Source organism: Dietzia sp. KRD202 (assembly GCF_017168155.1).
GTDB lineage: Bacteria > Actinomycetota > Actinomycetes > Mycobacteriales > Mycobacteriaceae > Dietzia > Dietzia kunjamensis.
Genome location: NZ_JABFAN010000005.1, coordinates 143,675 through 160,757, shown reverse-complemented (window position 1 = coordinate 160,757; position 17,083 = coordinate 143,675). Strand labels below are relative to the sequence as shown.

General features: G+C 71.0%; 20 protein-coding genes. 17 read left to right on the top strand and 3 right to left on the bottom strand.

Annotated elements, in window-relative coordinates; genetic code table 11:
* Positions 1-6: 6 nt before the first annotated feature.
* The 10 genes from rimM (at position 7) to J1M64_RS01510 (ending at position 8,028) form a co-directional block, all read left to right on the top strand.
* Entirely contained in the window at positions 7-540 is a 534-nt protein-coding gene (gene rimM / locus J1M64_RS01555) for a ribosome maturation factor RimM (RefSeq protein ID WP_206472295.1), read from the top strand.
* A gap of 32 nt (positions 541-572) precedes the next feature.
* Entirely contained in the window at positions 573-1,355 is a 783-nt protein-coding gene (trmD, locus tag J1M64_RS01550; protein ID WP_206472645.1) for a tRNA (guanosine(37)-N1)-methyltransferase TrmD, read from the top strand.
* A gap of 162 nt (positions 1,356-1,517) precedes the next feature.
* A complete protein-coding gene (gene rplS, locus J1M64_RS01545; RefSeq protein WP_067717600.1) occupies positions 1,518-1,859 on the top strand; it encodes a 50S ribosomal protein L19 in 342 nt (113 codons plus the stop codon).
* 62 nt (positions 1,860-1,921) lie between these two features.
* Positions 1,922-2,686 carry a signal peptidase I gene (gene lepB / locus J1M64_RS01540; RefSeq protein ID WP_206472293.1) on the top strand — a complete coding sequence of 255 codons (765 nt, stop codon included), beginning with the start codon at positions 1,922-1,924 and terminating at the stop codon, positions 2,684-2,686.
* Positions 2,683-3,387 (top strand): ribonuclease HII, encoded by a 705-nt coding sequence (locus J1M64_RS01535; RefSeq protein WP_185950417.1) that lies wholly within the window; start codon positions 2,683-2,685, stop codon positions 3,385-3,387. Before lepB ends, J1M64_RS01535 begins: the two co-directional genes overlap by 4 nt.
* Positions 3,384-3,689, top strand: coding sequence for a DUF2469 domain-containing protein (locus J1M64_RS01530; protein ID WP_007632861.1), 306 nt, complete (start codon positions 3,384-3,386; stop codon positions 3,687-3,689). The genes J1M64_RS01535 and J1M64_RS01530 overlap by 4 nt, the downstream gene beginning before the upstream one ends.
* Before the next feature lie 143 nt (positions 3,690-3,832).
* Entirely contained in the window at positions 3,833-4,237 is a 405-nt protein-coding gene (locus J1M64_RS01525; protein WP_206472291.1) for a YraN family protein, read from the top strand.
* A 2-nt stretch (positions 4,238-4,239) separates the two neighbouring features.
* Entirely contained in the window at positions 4,240-5,757 is a 1,518-nt protein-coding gene (locus tag J1M64_RS01520; RefSeq protein WP_206472289.1) for a YifB family Mg chelatase-like AAA ATPase, read from the top strand.
* Between the two features lie 5 nt (positions 5,758-5,762).
* Complete coding sequence (gene dprA / locus J1M64_RS01515) at positions 5,763-6,962, top strand: DNA-processing protein DprA (RefSeq protein WP_241504570.1); 1,200 nt, start codon at positions 5,763-5,765, stop codon at positions 6,960-6,962.
* 97 nt (positions 6,963-7,059) lie between these two features.
* A complete protein-coding gene (locus J1M64_RS01510; protein WP_206472287.1) occupies positions 7,060-8,028 on the top strand; it encodes a tyrosine recombinase XerC in 969 nt (322 codons plus the stop codon).
* A gap of 21 nt (positions 8,029-8,049) precedes the next feature.
* On the opposite strand, the gene J1M64_RS01505 is transcribed toward J1M64_RS01510, so the two are convergent.
* Complete coding sequence (locus tag J1M64_RS01505; protein WP_307872340.1) at positions 8,050-8,622, bottom strand: peptidoglycan DD-metalloendopeptidase family protein; 573 nt, start codon at positions 8,620-8,622, stop codon at positions 8,050-8,052.
* A 466-nt stretch (positions 8,623-9,088) separates the two neighbouring features.
* Between J1M64_RS01505 and rpsB the strand changes: the two genes are divergently transcribed.
* The 5 genes from rpsB to J1M64_RS01480 all read left to right on the top strand — a co-directional run bounded on the left by rpsB (position 9,089) and on the right by J1M64_RS01480 (position 13,509).
* A complete protein-coding gene (gene rpsB, locus J1M64_RS01500; RefSeq protein WP_067717612.1) occupies positions 9,089-9,985 on the top strand; it encodes a 30S ribosomal protein S2 in 897 nt (298 codons plus the stop codon).
* 205 nt (positions 9,986-10,190) lie between these two features.
* Positions 10,191-11,015: a translation elongation factor Ts gene (gene tsf, locus J1M64_RS01495; RefSeq protein WP_119192742.1), complete on the top strand. Its 825-nt coding sequence runs from the start codon at positions 10,191-10,193 to the stop codon at positions 11,013-11,015.
* A gap of 241 nt (positions 11,016-11,256) precedes the next feature.
* The gene (gene pyrH, locus J1M64_RS01490) at positions 11,257-11,982 is read left to right on the top strand and encodes a UMP kinase (protein WP_119192741.1); all 726 of its coding nucleotides are present in this window, start codon (positions 11,257-11,259) and stop codon (positions 11,980-11,982) included.
* 50 nt (positions 11,983-12,032) lie between these two features.
* Positions 12,033-12,590: a ribosome recycling factor gene (gene frr, locus J1M64_RS01485; RefSeq protein WP_067717618.1), complete on the top strand. Its 558-nt coding sequence runs from the start codon at positions 12,033-12,035 to the stop codon at positions 12,588-12,590.
* A 40-nt stretch (positions 12,591-12,630) separates the two neighbouring features.
* Positions 12,631-13,509, top strand: a complete 879-nt coding sequence (locus tag J1M64_RS01480; protein WP_119192740.1) for a phosphatidate cytidylyltransferase — start codon at positions 12,631-12,633, stop codon at positions 13,507-13,509.
* Positions 13,510-13,601: 92 nt separating this feature from the next.
* Here the strand turns inward: J1M64_RS01480 and J1M64_RS01475 are convergent, their stop codons facing one another.
* On the bottom strand, positions 13,602-14,027 hold the full coding sequence (locus J1M64_RS01475) for a lipopolysaccharide assembly LapA domain-containing protein (RefSeq protein WP_119192739.1): 426 nt from the start codon (positions 14,025-14,027) through the stop codon (positions 13,602-13,604).
* 84 nt (positions 14,028-14,111) lie between these two features.
* Here J1M64_RS01475 and rlmN point away from each other — a divergent pair, with 84 nt between their 5' ends.
* Positions 14,112-15,221, top strand: coding sequence for a 23S rRNA (adenine(2503)-C(2))-methyltransferase RlmN (rlmN, locus tag J1M64_RS01470; protein ID WP_067717626.1), 1,110 nt, complete (start codon positions 14,112-14,114; stop codon positions 15,219-15,221).
* A 146-nt stretch (positions 15,222-15,367) separates the two neighbouring features.
* Here rlmN and J1M64_RS01465 read toward each other — a convergent pair whose 3' ends face one another.
* Positions 15,368-15,754, bottom strand: coding sequence for a DUF2631 domain-containing protein (locus tag J1M64_RS01465; RefSeq protein ID WP_096905327.1), 387 nt, complete (start codon positions 15,752-15,754; stop codon positions 15,368-15,370).
* 163 nt (positions 15,755-15,917) lie between these two features.
* On the opposite strand from J1M64_RS01465, the gene dxr reads away from it, so the two are divergent.
* The gene (gene dxr / locus J1M64_RS01460; RefSeq protein ID WP_235027856.1) at positions 15,918-17,081 is read left to right on the top strand and encodes a 1-deoxy-D-xylulose-5-phosphate reductoisomerase; all 1,164 of its coding nucleotides are present in this window, start codon (positions 15,918-15,920) and stop codon (positions 17,079-17,081) included.
* Positions 17,082-17,083: the final 2 nt, after the last annotated feature.

The window sequence follows — 17,083 nt, the reverse complement described above, 5'->3', positions numbered from 1 at the left end:
ACCATCATGGAGCTCGTCGTGGGACGCGTCGTCAAATCGCACGGCGTCCGCGGCGAACTGGTGGTGGAGGTTCGCACCGATTCACCCGAGGATCGATTCGCCGTGGGGACCCGACTCGTCGGGCGGGTCGGTCGGGGTGATCGGGCCACCGACCGCGACGTCACCATCGAAGCCGCCCGGCAGCATTCCGGGCGGCTTCTGGTGCGTCTGGAAGGCGTCGGCGATCGGGACACCGCGGACGCACTCCGCGGCATGCTGCTGCTCGTCGACTCGGATGCGCTGGAGGATCCGGAGGACCCGGACGAATACCACGACCATCAACTGGTGGGACTGCGGGTGCTCGACACCTCGGGTGCCACCCTCGGCGAGGTGACCGAGATCGTGCACACCGCGGCCGGCGAACTCCTGGCCATCCGGCTGGCCGACGGAGGAGACGCCTTGGTCCCGTTCGTCTCCGAGATGGTCCCCGAGGTGGACCTCGTCGCGCGGACGTGCGTCATCGACCCGCCGGAGGGGCTGCTCGACCTGGGGACGTCGTGACCGCTCTCCCCGACGGTGGGGACGGTCCGCTCATGCACCTCGACGTCATCACGGTCTTCCCCGAGTACCTCGCCCCGCTGCAGTTGGCGTTGATCGGTCGGGCCGCCGACCGGGGCATAGTCGACGTCGCCGTTCACGACCTCCGGGGCTGGACCCACGACGTCCACAAGTCGGTCGACGACACCCCGTTCGGCGGTGGACCGGGCATGGTCATGCGCCCGACGGTGTGGGGCGAAGCGCTGGACGACCTCGTGCCGCCGCAGGGGACTGCGATGAGCGAGCAGGGGGACGGTCAGACCCGCCCACTCCTGATAGTCCCGACGCCCGCCGGACGACCGTTCTCCCAGGCTGACGCGCACCGCTACGCCCGTCGACGCCACCTGCTGTTCGCGTGTGGTCGCTACGAGGGCATAGACCAGCGCGTCGTCGACGAGGCGTCCACGCGGATGGACGTCGAGGAGGTCAGCATCGGCGACTACGTCCTCATCGGGGGCGAGGTGGCGGTGCTCGTCATCGCGGAGGCCGTCATCCGCCTCCTACCCGGGGTGCTGGGGAACCGGCGCAGCCATGAGGAGGACTCCTTCTCCGACGGCCTGCTCGAGGGCCCCAGTTTCACCCGGCCCGAGGTGTGGCGCGACCGGCCGGTGCCCGAAGTCCTCAAGAGTGGCGATCACGCCAGGATCGCGCGGTGGCGCCGCGAGGAGTCGCTGAGACGCACAGCCGAGCGGAGGCCCGACCTCCTCGGGTCGGCCGAGCTGGACAAGGCCGACCTGGCGACGCTCTCGGACTTCGGTTGGGTTCCTCCGGCCGGGTGATTTGGGTCCGCCGAGTAGCGGATGGCACACTAGCGAGGTTGACCTTCCGGGCACCACGTGTCTCCGCTGACGGTCGCGCTGATCCGGGGCACGAACCGGTCGTCCCGCCTGCGGGCGGGCGCCAGGGTCCTCTGTCCTCATTCCTGACATGCAAGGAACACAATGAACACTCTCGACTTCATCGACAACAAGTCGCTCCGCGACGACATCCCGGACTTCCGCCCCGGCGACACGCTCGACGTGCACGTCAAGGTCATCGAGGGCTCGAAGGAGCGCGTCCAGGTCTTCAAGGGCGTCGTGATCCGTCGCCAGGGCGGTGGCGTCCGCGAGACCTTCACCGTCCGCAAGGTCTCGTTCGGCGTCGGCGTCGAGCGCACGTTCCCCGTGCACTCGCCCACGATCGACCGCATCGACGTCCTGGTCCGCGGCGACGTGCGTCGCGCGAAGCTGTACTACCTGCGTGCACTCCGTGGCAAGGCCGCGAAGATCAAGGAGAAGCGCTGACCGTGTAGAGCCGGTCGGACTCGGCCGCCGTCGGCGGTGCGGGATCGACTACGCTCATCCGGGTGAGCAGCACCGATACGCCTGGACATGACGCCGCCGAGCCGGGGTCCCGTAACGACGGGGCCCCGGCTCGCCGCGTCGAGAAGAAGGGCCAGCCCTGGTACATCGAGATCCCGCTGCTGGTGGTGATCGCACTCGTCCTGGTGTTCGTCTTCCAGACCTTCGTCGGACGCGTCTACCAGATCCCGTCGGAGTCCATGGAACCCACCCTGCACGGCTGCGCGGGCTGCACGGGGGACCGCATCTTCGTCGACAAGATCACCTACCGGTTCGGAGACCCCGAACCCGGGGACGTGGTGGTCTTCGAGGGGCCCGACTCGTGGAACGAGGGGTACCAGTCCATCCGGTCGGACAATCAGGTCATCAGGACCCTGCAGAACATCGGCGGCGTGATCGGCATCGTCCCACCCGACCAGAACGACATGGTCAAGCGCATCGTCGCGGTGGGGGGCCAGACCGTCGGGGGCTGCTCCCCGGATGGTGCACTGCTCGTCGACGGTCAGCCGCTGGACGAGCCGTACCTCAACGAGACCCCGTCGCCGGCGGGGAACCCGCTCAACTGTGCCTTCGGTCCGGTTACGGTCCCCGAGGGCAACTACTGGGTGATGGGGGACAACCGCGGCAACTCCGCGGACTCCCGCTTCCACATGGGTGACGAGTTCCAGGGAACCGTGCCCGAGGAGAACATCATCGGCAAAGTCCGGGCGATCATCCTCCCGTTCAGCCGGATCGGGACGGTCCCCTCCCCGGACATCAACGCGGGGTGAGCCGGGCACGACCGCAGCGGCCCCGGGATGTCGCCCTTCCCGGCCGGGTCCGGGTGACCCGTCGCGACGGCCGCCTGGCGTTGGAGGCAGCCCTCGCCCGTCGAGGTCTCGGCCCGGTCGCCGGTGTCGACGAGGCCGGACGCGGTTCCTGTGCGGGCCCACTGGTGGTGGCGGCCTGCGTGTTGGGGAACCGGCTCCACCCCGACCTGGCCGACCTGGATGACTCGAAGAAGCTCACCGCCGCCACCCGTGAGCGACTGCACGACGTGATCCTGCGCAGGGCGTCGGCGCTGAGTGTGGTGGTGATCGAGCCGGACCGGATCGACATGCGCGGGATCCACCGGTGCAATCTGGAGGGGATGCGCCGGGCGGTCGCCGCCCTCGACCCGGCACCCGGTTTCGTGCTGACCGACGGCTTCGCGGTCGACGGGCTCGGATGTCAGTCCACGTCCGTGATCGGGGGTGATGCAGTGGTCGCATCCATCGCCGCCGCGAGTGTCCTCGCGAAGGTCACGCGGGATCGGATTATGGTGGACCTCGACTCGCGGTACCCGGGGTACGGTTTCGCCGCCCACAAGGGGTACAGCACCGTGAGTCACGCCAGGGCGATCGAGCAGCTCGGTCCCAGCGGCATCCATCGGATGTCGTACGCCAACGTCCGTCGCGCCGCGCAGGCGCATTCGAGGAGCAGCACGAGATGAGCGCCGAGGATCTGGAGAACTACGAGACCGAGATGGAGCTCTCGCTCTACCGCGAGTACCGCGACATCGTCGGCCAGTTCACCTACGTCGTCGAGACGGAGCGGCGCTTCTACCTCGCCAACGCCGTCGAGCTGATCCCCCGGTCGGCGGACGGCGAGGTCTACTTCGACGTGAGGATGTCCGACGCGTGGGTGTGGGACATGTACCGACCTGCACGTTTCGTCAAGTACGTTCGGGTGCTGACCTTCAAGGACGTCAACATCGAGGAACTCGACAAGCCTGAACTGCGGCTCCCGGAGTAGCACCCGGCTCCCGTTCTCCACAGCCCGCGCCGCTTCCACAGGGCGCCCCCGGCCCGATCCGCGACCAGCGGGTCGGGCCGTTTCCGTCCGGCAGGGTGAGCCCTGGCGGGCCCGGACGGACCGGGCGGCCGGGAGGGCTGGCGATGACGGGGGACGAGGCGGCGGGCGGCGAGGCGGCCGGGGACGGTGTGGATCCACGCCGACGGACGGGGCGACTCGGTGAGGAACACGCGGCGGGACTGATGCAGGCCCGGGGCGGGGTGGTCATCAGCCGGAACTGGCGGTGCCGGGCCGGCGAGCTCGACCTGGTGGTGTTGGATGCCGGGGGGCGGCTGCGATTCGTCGAGGTCCGGGCGCGCACGGGGACGGGCTTCGGCACTCCCGCCGAGTCGGTGACCCCGGACAAGCAGCGGCGTCTGCGGCGGTTGGCCGCCCACTGGCTCTCCGAGAACCCGGGCCGCTGGCGCCAGGTCTGCTTCGACGTGGTGGGCGTGGACCTGGCGGACCCGACTCGGCCCCGTCTCGAGCTGTTCGAGGACGTGCTGTAACCGTGGCGCTCGGTCGGACGTGGGCTGTCACACTGCAGGGAGTCGGTGGACAGCTGGTGGAGGTCGAGGCCGACGTGGGCCGCGGGTTGCCCGGGGTCAGCATCGTGGGGTTGCCGGACTCGGCGGTGTTGCAGGCGCGCGAGCGGATGCGGGCTGCGGTGGTCAACAGCGGACTGACCTGGCCTCCGGGCAAGGTCGTGCTGTCGCTGTCCCCGGCGGCGCTGCCGAAGAGGGGGTCGGGGTTCGACCTGTCGCTCGCGGTGGGGACGCTGACCGCGTCCGGAGAGCTGCCCGGGGCGGGATTCGACGGCACCCTGCTGGTGGGGGAGCTGGCGTTGGACGGTCGGGTCCGGTCGGTACGCGGGGTGCTTCCCGCCGTGCTCGCGGCGCGCGACGCCGGGTTGACCCGGGCGATCGTCCCCGCCGCGAACCTCGCGGAGGCCCGGCTGGTCAGTGGCATCGACACCGCAGGGGTGGACTCGCTCGCGATGCTCGCGGCGTGGTGCCGGGGTGCGGGCGTCCTGGTCACGGACGCCCCGGAGCCCCGCGCGGTGAACGGACGGTCCCACACCGATCTCGCCGAGGTGCACGGGCAGGACGACTGTCGGCGCGCAGTCGAGGTGGCCGCCGCCGGAGGGCACGCCGTGCTACTGCGCGGGGCCCCCGGGACCGGTAAGACCATGTTGGCTCGGCGGCTGCCGGGGTTGCTGCCGGACCTGGGGGAGCGGGACGCCCTCGAGGCGACTGCGATCCACTCGGTGATGGGGCGGCTCGCGGCGCGCGACCCGCTGCTACGCCGACCGCCGTTCGTGGCGCCCCACCATTCGGCCTCGGTGGCCGCCCTCGTCGGCGGGGGCAACAACGTCGCACGCCCGGGCGCGGTGACGCTCGCGCATCGTGGGGTGCTGTTCCTCGACGAATGCGCGGAGTTTCCCGGCCGGGTGCTGGACAGCCTTCGCACTCCACTCGAGGACGGCGAGGTGCGGATCGCCAGGCGCGACGGAATCTCCGTCTTCCCGGCCCGATTCCAGCTGGTGCTGGCGGCGAACGACTGCCCGTGTGGCAGTGCGCGGCCAGATGCCTGTAGCTGCACCCCCGACGCCCGGCGGCGCTACGGACGGTCGCTGACCGGGCCGTTGCGCGACCGGATCGACATCGCCGCACGGACGCTGCCGCTCGGGTCCGGGCTGTTCGCCGTGGAAGAGGGCGAGGACACCGCCGCGGTACGGACGAGGGTGTCGACGGCGAGGGCGGCCGCCGCCGAGAGGTGGGCGGGGTGCCCGGAGGCCGCCGGTGCGCGGGCGAACGCCGAGGTCCCCGGCCGCGTCCTGCGATCCGTATGGGGGCTCGATCGTCGGGCGCTGCACCCCCTGGACCGGGCACTGGCACACGGGGTGTTGTCACCCCGCGGGGTCGACCGGTGTCTGCGCCTCGCGTGGACGGTCGCCGACCTGGACGGGGCCACAGTGCCGGGGGAGCCGCACGTGGCGGAGGCGCTCGTGCTGAGAGGGGAGGAGTGATGCCGGTGGAACGGGAGCAGGGATCGGTGGTGTCGTCGGAGGTGCGCGCGGCCTACGCCTACCTGGGCGCGGTGACCGAGCGCCCGACCGCGCAGCTGTGGGACCTGGTGGACTCGGTGGGGCCGGTGCGGGCACGGGAATTGATCCGCGCCGGTCGGGCCGGTGACGCGGTGGCGGCCCAGACCGAGGCACGGCGGGACCTCGTCGACGGGGAGCGGCTGCTCGAGGCAGCCCACGAGGTGGACGCCCGGCTCCTCGTGCCCGGTGACCCGGGTTGGCCGGGGTTCGCCCTCGAGCCCCTGGACCGTCCACGCGGACGACGTCGCGCCGGGACGGGCGGGGTGCCCACCGCGTTGCGCCCGCTTGGGCTGTGGTGGCGTGGCCCCGCAGACCCGGTCAGGGTGTTGGGCAGGTCGGTCGCTCTCGTCGGGACCAGGGCGCCCACTCCGTACGGGAGGGCGGTGACCGCCGACCTGGGTGCCGGGGTGTCCGCCGAGGGGTTCACGGTCGTCTCGGGTGGGGCCTTCGGGATCGATGCAGCAGCGCACCGCGCCGTCCTCGGGGTTCGCGGCACCACGATCGCGGTCCTCGCCGGTGGCGTGGATCGGCTCTACCCGCGCGGGAACGACGCGATGCTGCGCGAGATCGCGGAGACCGGCGCGGTGATCTCCGCGCAGCCCCCCGGGACCGGGGTGACGCGGTATCGCTTCCTCGACCGGAACCGGATCATCGCGGCGTTGACCGGCGCCTCCGTGGTGGTGGAGGCGGCTGCCCGGAGCGGTGCGCTGAGCACGGCGGCGTGGGCCACCGCGCTGGACCGCCCTGTCGGCGCGGTACCGGGGCCGGTCACGTCGGTCGCGTCGGTCGGGTGTCACCTGCTGCTCCGGGAGCGGGGTGCCGTGCTGGTCTCTCGGACGTCGGACGTTGTCGAGCTCGCAGGTCGGATGGGGGAGACGGCGCCGCCCCCCAGGGGTGAGCCCGGCGCGTGGGACGGGTTGGACGACGCGACCAGGCGGATCCTCGAGGCGCTGCCCACCTCGGGTGGCGCCGAGCCCGCCGAGATCGCGGCCTCGGCGGGAATCGCACCCGTCACGGCTAGGGCCGTCCTCGGCCGGCTCCTGGCCTCCGGGGCGGCTGTACGGGGCCCGGAGGGGTGGCGCCGGTGCCGGGATGGCGGGGTGCAGATGACCTTCCCCGTGTCGTGACCCCGTCGCGTGGTCCGGCTGGCCCGGCTGGCACGGCCCGGCTGGCCCGGCCCGGCGTGCTTGCGCCGGCCCCACGCGAGGGAGACAATTGGTACCCATGGGGCCGGTGAGCACGTCTGAGAGTGATGGGGGCGCTCGGTCCGAGCCGTTCGGGGGCGTGGTCGACGACTTCGCGGACTACCTGCGCACCGGTCGCTCCCGGTCCGAGGCGACGGTCCGCTCCTACCGCTCCGACGTCCGCGGCCTGCTCGCCCACCTCGCCCGGGACACCGACGGACCCTCCACCGCGGCGGACCTGCGCGGGGCACTCACCCTCCCCGCCCTGCGCGGGTGGCTCGCCGCCCAAGTCGGTGCGGGGGCCGCCAGGTCGACCGTCGCCCGCCGTGTCGCGGCAGCCCGATCCTTCAGCGGGTGGGCCGCACGGACCGGCCTCGTACCGACCGATGTCGCGGCCCGGCTCGAGGCGCCCCGCGCCCGTCGCCATCTGCCCGAGGTGCTCGACCTCGACCAGGCGGCCGAGACGATCCGTACCACCGAGCTCGGCGCGGCCGAGGGGGACCCGATCGCCCTGCGCGACCGGCTGGTCGTGGAACTGCTGTACTCCTGCGGTATCCGGGTCGCCGAACTGTGCGGGCTCGACGTGGACGACGTCGACACCGAGCGTCGCCTGCTGCGGGTGGTGGGCAAGGGCGACCGGGAGCGCGCCGTCCCGTACGGCCCGCCCGCGGACCGGGCACTGCGTGCCTGGCTCGACGGCGGCCGCCCGGCGTTGGCCACCGCCCGGTCCGGCCCGTCCCTGTTGCTCGGGGCGCGCGGGGGGCGACTCGACCCCCGGGCCGCGCGGCGGATCGTCAACGAGGTCACCGCGGCCACGCCGGGCGCCCCCCGGGTCTCGCCCCACGCGCTGAGGCACAGTTCGGCGACACATCTGCTGGAGGGCGGCGCGGACCTGCGGCACGTACAGGAGCTCCTCGGGCACTCCACCCCGGCGACCACCCAGATCTACACGCACGTCTCGGCGGACCGCCTCCGGGCCGCCTACCGCGGAGCCCACCCCCGCGCCTGAGCGGGGAGTGCGGCCCGGGCGTCAGCCGGCTCCGTCTCCGGGACGTGTGGGCTTGAGGCGGATCGGCCGTTCGGAGTCCGCGAGCAGTGACAGCGGATCGACGTAGTCGTCGTCGTCACCGGACGGGTCACCCGACGTCACACGCGCGCCCCAGTGCAGGCACGCTTCGACCGGACACCCGTGGTGGCCGGCGAGGAGCCGGCCCACCTCCACACCCTCGACGACGTGATCTCCGGCCCGGACAGTGGCGCGCACCGGTTCGTACGTGGTGCGCACGCCGCCACCGTGGTCGATCGACAGGACCGGTCGCCCTCCCACGGCCCCCGCGAACAGGACCGTGCCGTCCGCGGGCGCGCGGACCGACGCGAGCACCGTGCCGGCCAGATCCACCCCGCGGTGCCCCGGGAGCCATCGCTGCGCGGGCGGATCGAACGGGGTCGACACGGAGACCGGACCCGGCAGGGGGCTGCTCATGCCCGCCCGTGACCCGGCCGGCGCGGCGTCGGCCACGGGGCCGACGGCGAGGACCCCCGCGGCCGCGCCGGCACAAGCCAGGTTGCGGAGCCGACGGCGACCGATCCGGAGTGACTGCATACCGCGAGTCCACCGCACGCACCCCGCGTTCGCCACGGGAGATCGGCACCTGTGGACATGATGGACGACCATCCCCAGACCAGACGTGCACCGGCACCCCCGGGAGCCCCCGCGCACGGGCGGAGCCACGACCGCGGTGTGCGGTGCCCGGATACCGGTCGGGTGGGCCGCCTTGGAGGGGCGCGCCGGAGGGGTTATGCTTCCGGTGCGGTCGACTCTGCGTCGATCGACTTCGCGTGTCCTGCGGCAGCCCGGTTCCCGGGAGTCGCATCCGGGCCCCGGGGCTACGAGCCCCGGCCCCCCGGACGCCGGACCAGCAGGTGCCCCCGCCCGACGGGGGTCCGGCCCGGCGCGGACACCAGGGCCCGCGGCCACCCGGCTCGTGGGCGGAACCCGATACACAGAAAGCGAGGACGAGGGCCTCGCGGTCCGGCTGCTTCCAAGCCGGACGAGCCCTCAACCCATCATGGCAGTCATCTCCATGAAGCAACTGCTCGACGCAGGTGCCCACTTCGGCCACCAGACCCGCCGCTGGAACCCGAAGATGCGTCGGTTCATCTTCACCGACCGCAACGGCATCTACATCATCGACCTGCAGCAGACCCTGACGTACATCGACCAGGCGTACGAGTTCGTCAAGGAGTCCGTCGCCCACGGCGGCACCGTCCTGTTCGTCGGCACCAAGAAGCAGGCCCAGGAGGCCATCGCCGAGGAGGCCGCCAAGGTCGGCATGCCGTACGTCAACCAGCGTTGGCTGGGTGGCATGCTCACCAACTTCCAGACCGTGCACCAGCGGCTCGTCCGCCTCAAGGAGCTCGAGTCCATGGAGCAGTCGGGCGGATTCGAGGGTCGCACCAAGAAGGAAATCCTCATGCTCACGCGTGAGAAGAACAAGCTCGAGCGCACGCTCGGCGGTATGCGTGACATGAGCAAGGTCCCCTCCGTGGTGTGGGTCGTCGACACCAACAAGGAGCACATCGCCGTCGGCGAGGCCCGCAAGCTGAACATCCCCGTCGTCGCGCTGCTCGACACCAACTGTGATCCGGACGTCGTCGACTACCCGATCCCGGCGAACGACGACGCCATCCGCTCGGTCACCGTGTTGACCCGCGTCATCGCCTCCGCCGTCGCGGAGGGCCTCAAGGCCCGCTCGCAGGCCGGCAAGGCCACCGGCGAAGAGGCCGAGCCGCTCGCCGAGTGGGAGACCGAGCAGCTGGACCAGGTCACCGGCGCCGCCACGGCAGAGGGTGCCGAGGCACCCGCCGAGGTCACCGGCACCGAGTCCCCCGTGGCCGAGGCCCCCGAGGCCGACGCCCAGGAGATCGCGGCCGCCACCTCCGAGGCGCCGGCCACCGAGGCCTGATCCTCACCACAGCTCGAGCACCGTCGGGCCCGGCCGCCCACGATCCCCAGGGGGATCATCCGGGGGCCGGGCCCGAGGTGTCGGAGGCGGTGGGCGGACCATCCACCGACGCCCCGGCGTCTAGGGTGGAGGCGATCGCCCGCCGACCGACTCTTCAACACTTTTCCGACAGATCACGAACCCCTTTAAGGAGGGTCGCCCCACCATGGCGAACTACACCGCTGCCGACGTCAAGCGTCTGCGTGAGCTCACCGGCTCCGGGATGATGGACTGCAAGAAGGCTCTGGAGGAGACCGACGGCGACTTCGACAAGGCCGTCGAGGTGCTGCGCATCAAGGGCGCCAAGGACGTGGGCAAGCGCGCCGAGCGCACCACGGCCGAGGGCCTGGTCGCCATCAAGGACGGCGTCATGATCGAGCTCAACTCCGAGACCGACTTCGTCGCCAAGAGCGCCGAGTTCATCGCACTGGCCGACAAGATCGTCGAGGTCGCCGCGGCCCAGGGGATCTCCGACCTCGACGCGCTGAACGCCGCCGAGCTCGACGGCACCACCGTGGCCGACTCGGTCGTCTCCTTCTCCGCCAAGTCCGGCGAGAAGCTCGTCCTGCGCCGTGTGGGCAAGCTCGACGGTCCCGTGGCCGTCTACCTCCACAAGCGTTCCTCCGACCTGCCGCCCGCCGTCGGCGTCATGGTCGCCTACTCCGGTGAGGGCGAGGCCGCCGAGGCCGCCGCGCGCTCCGCCGCGATGCAGGTCGCCGCTCTGAAGGCCCAGTACGTGTCCCGCGAGGAGGTGCCCGCCGACATCGTCGCCAAGGAACGCGAGATCGCCGAGGCCACCGCCCGCGAGGAGGGCAAGCCCGAGCAGGCGCTGCAGAAGATCGTCGAGGGTCGCCTCAACGGCTTCTACAAGGACGTCTGCCTGCTCGACCAGCCGTCGGTGACCGACAACAAGAAGACCGTCGGTGCGCTGCTGGACGAAGCCGGTGCCACGGTCTCGGCCTTCCTGCGGTTCGAGGTCGGCCAGGCCTGACCACGGCCCGAACCCGCCGTGGCGGGTTCCCGAACGATGGCGGTACCCGGTACTCCGGGTACCGCCGTCGGCGTTCGTACGGCCGGGTGTGCCCGTACCCGGCGGGCTGGAGTGTGGCGGCCGTGGCGATAGGGCAGAATGAACCCGGTCCCACCACGGACCACACGCCGCTCCGGCCAATCGACGTCGGGGGTGTGAACGCGCGCGACACGGGCTGGATCCGCCCGGGACGAGGAGAGGGATGACCGACCCGCGGGACGGCTACAAACGTGTGATGCTCAAGCTCGGCGGCGAGATGTTCGGCGGCGGCGGCGTGGGGATCGACCCGGACGTCGTGCAGTCCGTCGCCCGGCAGATCGCCGATGTCTCCCGGACGGGGGCGCAGATCGCGATCGTGATCGGCGGCGGCAACTTCTTCCGGGGCGCCCAGTTGCAGCAGCGAGGGCTCGACCGGGCGCGCAGCGACTACATGGGGATGCTCGGCACCGTCATGAACTGCCTGGCGCTGCAGGACTTCCTCGAGCAGGAGGGTGTGTCGACCCGCGTCCAGACCGCCATCCACATGGGTCAGGTCGCGGAGCCGTACATCCCCCTACGCGCCGAACGGCATCTGGAGAAGGGCCGCGTCGTGATCTTCGGGGCAGGGATGGGCATGCCCTACTTCTCGACCGATACCACCGCAGCCCAGCGCGCACTGGAGATCAAGGCCGACGTGCTGCTCATGGCCAAGGCGGTGGACGGCGTCTACTCGGACGATCCCCGTACCAATCCCGACGCCGAGCTCTTCAGCCGGATCGAACACCGGGAATGCCTCGAGCGGGGCCTGAAGGTGGCCGATGCCACCGCGTTCAGCCTGTGCATGGACAACGACATGCCCATCCTCGTCTTCAACCTTCTCACCGAGGGCAACATCGCGCGCGCCGTCGCCGGTGAGCAGATCGGGACGCTGGTGGCCAGCACGGCCTGACACGTCCTCGACCCGACCACCGACACCGACCCCAACGAAAAGGGACAGACATGATCGACGACACTCTGCTCGAGGCCGAGGACAAGATGGAGAAGGCGATCGAGCACGTTCGCGACGAGCTCTCCGCCATCCGCACCGGCCGCGCCAACCCGGGCATGTTCAACCGCGTGTTCTGTGAGTACTACGGGAGCATGACTCCCATCACCCAGATGGCGACCATCTCGGCACCCGAGCCGCGCATGCTCATCATCAAGCCGTACGAGATGTCGCAGATCGGTCCGATCGAGAACGCCATCCGCAACTCGGATCTGGGCGTCAACCCGACCAACGACGGCCAGGTCCTCCGCGTGACCGTGCCGCAGCTCACCGAGGAACGGCGTCGCGATCTGGTCAAGCAGGCCAAGGCCAAGGCCGAGGACGGACGCATCGCGGTCCGTGGCGTCCGGCGCAAGGCGATGGACGAGCTCAAGCGGATCGACAAGGACGGCGAGGCCGGCGAGGACGAGGTCAACGCCGCGGAGAAGGAGCTGGACAAGCTCACCCAGCGATTCGTCGGCGAGGTGGACGAACTCGTCAAGGCCAAGGAAGGCGACCTGATGGAGGTCTGACCTCCGCGACACCCATCACCCGAGAACCGAGGAGTATGCCGTGGACCCCGCACCCCAGGGCCCGCCCGGGCCCACCGCCGCGGCCGCCGCACCTCCGTCGCGCGCCGGCCGTGACCTGACCCGGGCGATCCCGGTCGGGGTCGGCCTGGGCGCGCTCGTGATCGCGAGTATCGCCTTCACCCCCCGCGCGTGGTACCTGGTCGCCGCCGCCGCCGTCGCCATCGGCACCTGGGAGGTCTTCAAACGCCTCCGGCAGGCCCGGTTCACGCTTCCCCTGTTCCCGCTGCTCGCAGGCGGGCAGGCCATGGTCTGGGCGGGTTACCTCAACGGGGCGGAAGGCGCGTTCGCCGCGTTCGCCGTCACCGGCGTGGTCGTCCTGGTCTGGCGTCTGCTCATGGCCGGTCTGACCACCGCACCGAAGAACTACATGCGCGACGTGTCGGTCGCGGTGTTCGTGTTGGTGTGGATCGCGGTTCCGGGAGCCCTCGGCGCGATGCTGTCGGACGGTGACTACGGCGCGCAACGGGTCGTGGCCCTCATCCTGCTGGTCGTGTGCTCCGACGTCGGGGGGTACGTGGCGGGGGTGCTCTTCGGTAAGCACCCCATGGCCCCGGCGATCAGCCCCAAGAAGTCCTGGGAGGGATTCGCCGGGTCGATCCTGTTCGCCACGGTCGGTGGCGCACTCGTGGTCGCCCTGCTCTTCGACGACAGCATCTGGAAGGGCCTGTTGCTCGGCGTCCTCACGGTCTTCACCGCGACGCTGGGCGACCTGGTGGAATCCCAGGTGAAGCGGGACCTCGGAATCAAGGACATGGGCACGCTCCTGCCGGGGCACGGCGGATTCATGGACCGCCTCGACTCCGTGCTGCCCACCGCGGTGGTCGTCTGGGTCATCTTCACCTACGTCGTGCCGACCTGAGTCGTCGACCACCTCCGTTGGCACGGGTGACGTCGGCACGGGGCGAAGCCGCGAAGTGACCGGACCCTCCGACCCGCGCCGGGGGTCGCGCGTCAGTGTCGGGCGGTCAGTTTGCGCGCCTTGCGTGCGCGCATCCGCAGCTGGAGGATCCGGAAGCCGGCGAACAGGGCCATGATCAACGCGCCGGCGATCGCGGCGAAGAGGATCAGCACCCCAAGCGGGAGGGTGAACTCCAACCCGAGAAAACGGACGTCGGTCGAGGTCGTGTTCTGCGCGATGAAGGTCAACAGCAGGATGGTGACGAGCGCGCCCAGGACCAGACCCACCCACGCGGAGCCCAGAAGTCCCCCCGACGAATCGGGGACAGCATCCTGCTCGTGGGTGCGTGTCGCAGGGGTCGACTCGTCGGCGGGAACGAGGGTGGAGTCCGCGTGGGTGTCCTCGAGGGGGATCTCGTCGCGCCCCTCGACGGGGGCGGCGTGACGACGGTCTGTCGGGTCGTGTGATCGTTGTGCCATACCTGGACTGTATGCGCTGGCGGCGTCGGACGGCACCGCTCGCGATGTGTTGCGGTCGCCCGTTTCTGACACAATGGCCGCATCATGGCTGAACCTCTCCCGCTCGTTTTTGACGCCCCCCGCCGAGGGCTGCCCCCTCGTCACTTCGCCGACCTCGACGCCGACGGTCGCGAGGCGGCGATGGGTGAGCTCGGAGTTCCCGCATTCCGCGGCAAGCAGCTGGCCAACCAGTACTTCGGGCGCCTCGAGGCGGACACCCGCGAGATGACCGACCTGCCGGCCGGCCTGCGGGAGAAGGTCGGAGAAGAACTGTTCCCCTCGCTGACCTCGTCGCTACGACACGTCACCACCGACGAGGGCACCACGCGTAAGACCCTGTGGAAACTGCACGACGGTTCGTTGGTCGAGAGCGTTCTCATGCGCTACCCCGACCGGGCGACCGTGTGCATCTCGAGTCAGGCCGGCTGCGGGATGGCGTGCCCGTTCTGCGCGACGGGGCAGGGCGGTCTGCAACGCAACCTCTCGGCAGCCGAGATCCTGGAGCAGGTCAGGGTCGCCGCCCGCGCCATGCGCGACGGTGAGATCCCGGGCGGGCCGGGGCGACTGTCCAACGTCGTGTTCATGGGCATGGGGGAGCCGCTCGCCAACTACAAGCGCGTCATGACCGCCGTGCGAGGCATCATCGCCCCGCCGCCGTCGGGATTCGGTCTGTCGCAACGCGCGGTCACCGTGTCGACGGTGGGCCTGGTCCCCGCCATCCACAAGCTGGCAGAGGAGGGGCTCCAGGTCACCCTGGCGGTGTCCTTGCACACCCCGGACGACGAACTCCGGGACACCCTGGTGCCCGTCAACAACCGGTGGCCGGTCTCCGAGGTCATGGACGCGGCCCGGCACTACGCCGATGCCACGGGGCGGCGGGTGTCCATCGAGTACGCGTTGATCCGTGACGTCAATGATCAGACCTGGCGGGGCGAGATGCTCGGTCGACTGCTCGCCCAGCGTCTCGGGCCCATGGCGCACGTGAACCTCATCCCGCTCAACCCGACGCCGGGCAGCGAGTGGGACGCCAGCCCCCGCCATCAGCAGGACGCCTTCGTCGCCGCCGTGCGCGCGGCCGGGGTCTCGTGCACGGTGCGCGACACCCGCGGCCAGGAGATCGACGCGGCGTGTGGTCAGCTCGCGGCCGAGGGGTGAGCGCGGGGGAGTGATCGCTGGGGAGTGATCGCTGGGGAGTGACCACTGGGGAGTGACCACTGGGCCACCCACTGAGAGCTACGGACGACGAGAAGGGCCGCCACCACTCCATCGAGTGGTGGCGGCCCTTCTCGGGTCGACTGGGGTCAGTGCCTGGCCGGCGCCCGGCCCTGCGGGTTCCGGGCGGCCTCGGCCCCTACGTGACCCGAGGCGGCGGCGCCGACCACCGCGTAGTGGTCCGAGGAGACCTCGAAGACACGGTTCCGCTTGAGAGTGTCGTCCTTCTTGGGTCGCAGCGACAGGAACATCCAGATCGCGAGGAACACGGCGACCGCCACCAGCCAGATGTCCTCCACCCGTCCGATGTGGTTGCCGAACAGCATGGCCAACAGGAACAGGACGAAGAAGCCGCCCGTGACGAGGCCGACCTTCCTGCTGTGCTGGTGCCAGCCCCACTCGACCGAGGGCTCGTCGAGGGTGCTGATCCCGTCGACGACGATCTCCTTGCTGGTGTGGTGCCCGTCCGCGCTCATGCTCCCCGGTTCTCCTCACGGCTCGCTGGCAGCCCTGCGGGCCGCCGACATCGTGCCCAGTTTGTCACACGCCGTCCGGCGGTCGACGGGTAACCCGCCGGTCCCCGCCACACCTGGGGCCGCTGATGCGGCATCAGGTGGCTCCGGCGTGGACAATGGCGGGGTGACCACGCGCGTTCTCGTCCTCGGCAGTACCGGCTCGATCGGTACCCAGGCCCTCGAGGTGACCTCGGAGGCCGGACCCGGCCGTTTCGAGGTCGTCGGTCTGGCGGCCGGCGGTGGCCGGATCGATCTGCTGGCGGAGCAGATCCGCCGGACCGGCGTCCGGTTCGTCGCGGTGTCCGCCCCGGCCGCGGCCGAGCGGATCCGGTCGGCGTTCCCGGAGGCGACGGTTCTCGACGGTCCCGGGGCCGCCACCGAGCTCGTGGGGGCGGTGGAGGCCGACGTGGTGCTCAACGGAATCGACGGGTCCATCGGCCTAGGGCCCACCCTGGCCGCATTGCGCACGGGTGCGCGGCTGGCGCTGGCGAACAAGGAGTCACTCGTGGCCGGGGGCGCCCTCGTCACCGGCGCCGCGGCCCCGGGCCAGCTCATCCCCGTCGACTCCGAGCACTCAGCGATGGCGCAGTGTCTGCGGGCGGGGACGGCGGACGAGGTGGCGTCACTGGTGTTGACCGCCTCCGGCGGGCCCTTCCGGGGCCGTACCCGCGCCGAACTGGAAGGTGTCACCGCGGAGCAGGCGCTGCAGCACCCCACGTGGGCGATGGGCAGGATGATCACCCTGAACTCCGCGACCCTGGTGAACAAGTCCCTGGAGCTCATCGAGGCACACCTGCTGTTCGGGGTTCCATACGATCGGATCGATGTGACCGTCCACCCCCAGTCGGTGGTGCACTCGGCGGTGACGTTCGTCGACGGCGCGACCGTGGCCAAGGCCTCGCCGCCGTCGATGAAGCTGCCGATCGCGTTGGCTCTGGGGTGGCCGTCGCGGATCCCCGGGGCGTCGACCCCGTTGGACTTCTCGCAGGCACACACCTGGACGTTCGAGCCGGTGGACTCCGAGACGTTCCCGGCGATCTCGGTGGCGCGGGCGGCGGGCGAGGCGGGGGGCCTGCGGACCGCGGTGTTCAACGCGGCCAACGAGGAGGCCGCCCCGGCGTTCCTGGACGGCCGGATCGGGTTCACCAGCATCGTCGACGTCGTGGCGGAGACCGTGGGGGCAGCCGATCAGTGGTCGTCCGATCCCCGGGATCCGGATGACGTCGCGGCGGCGGAGTCCTGGGCGCGGCGGCACGCCGCAGCCCTCGTCACGAGCCTGGAGGGCTGAGC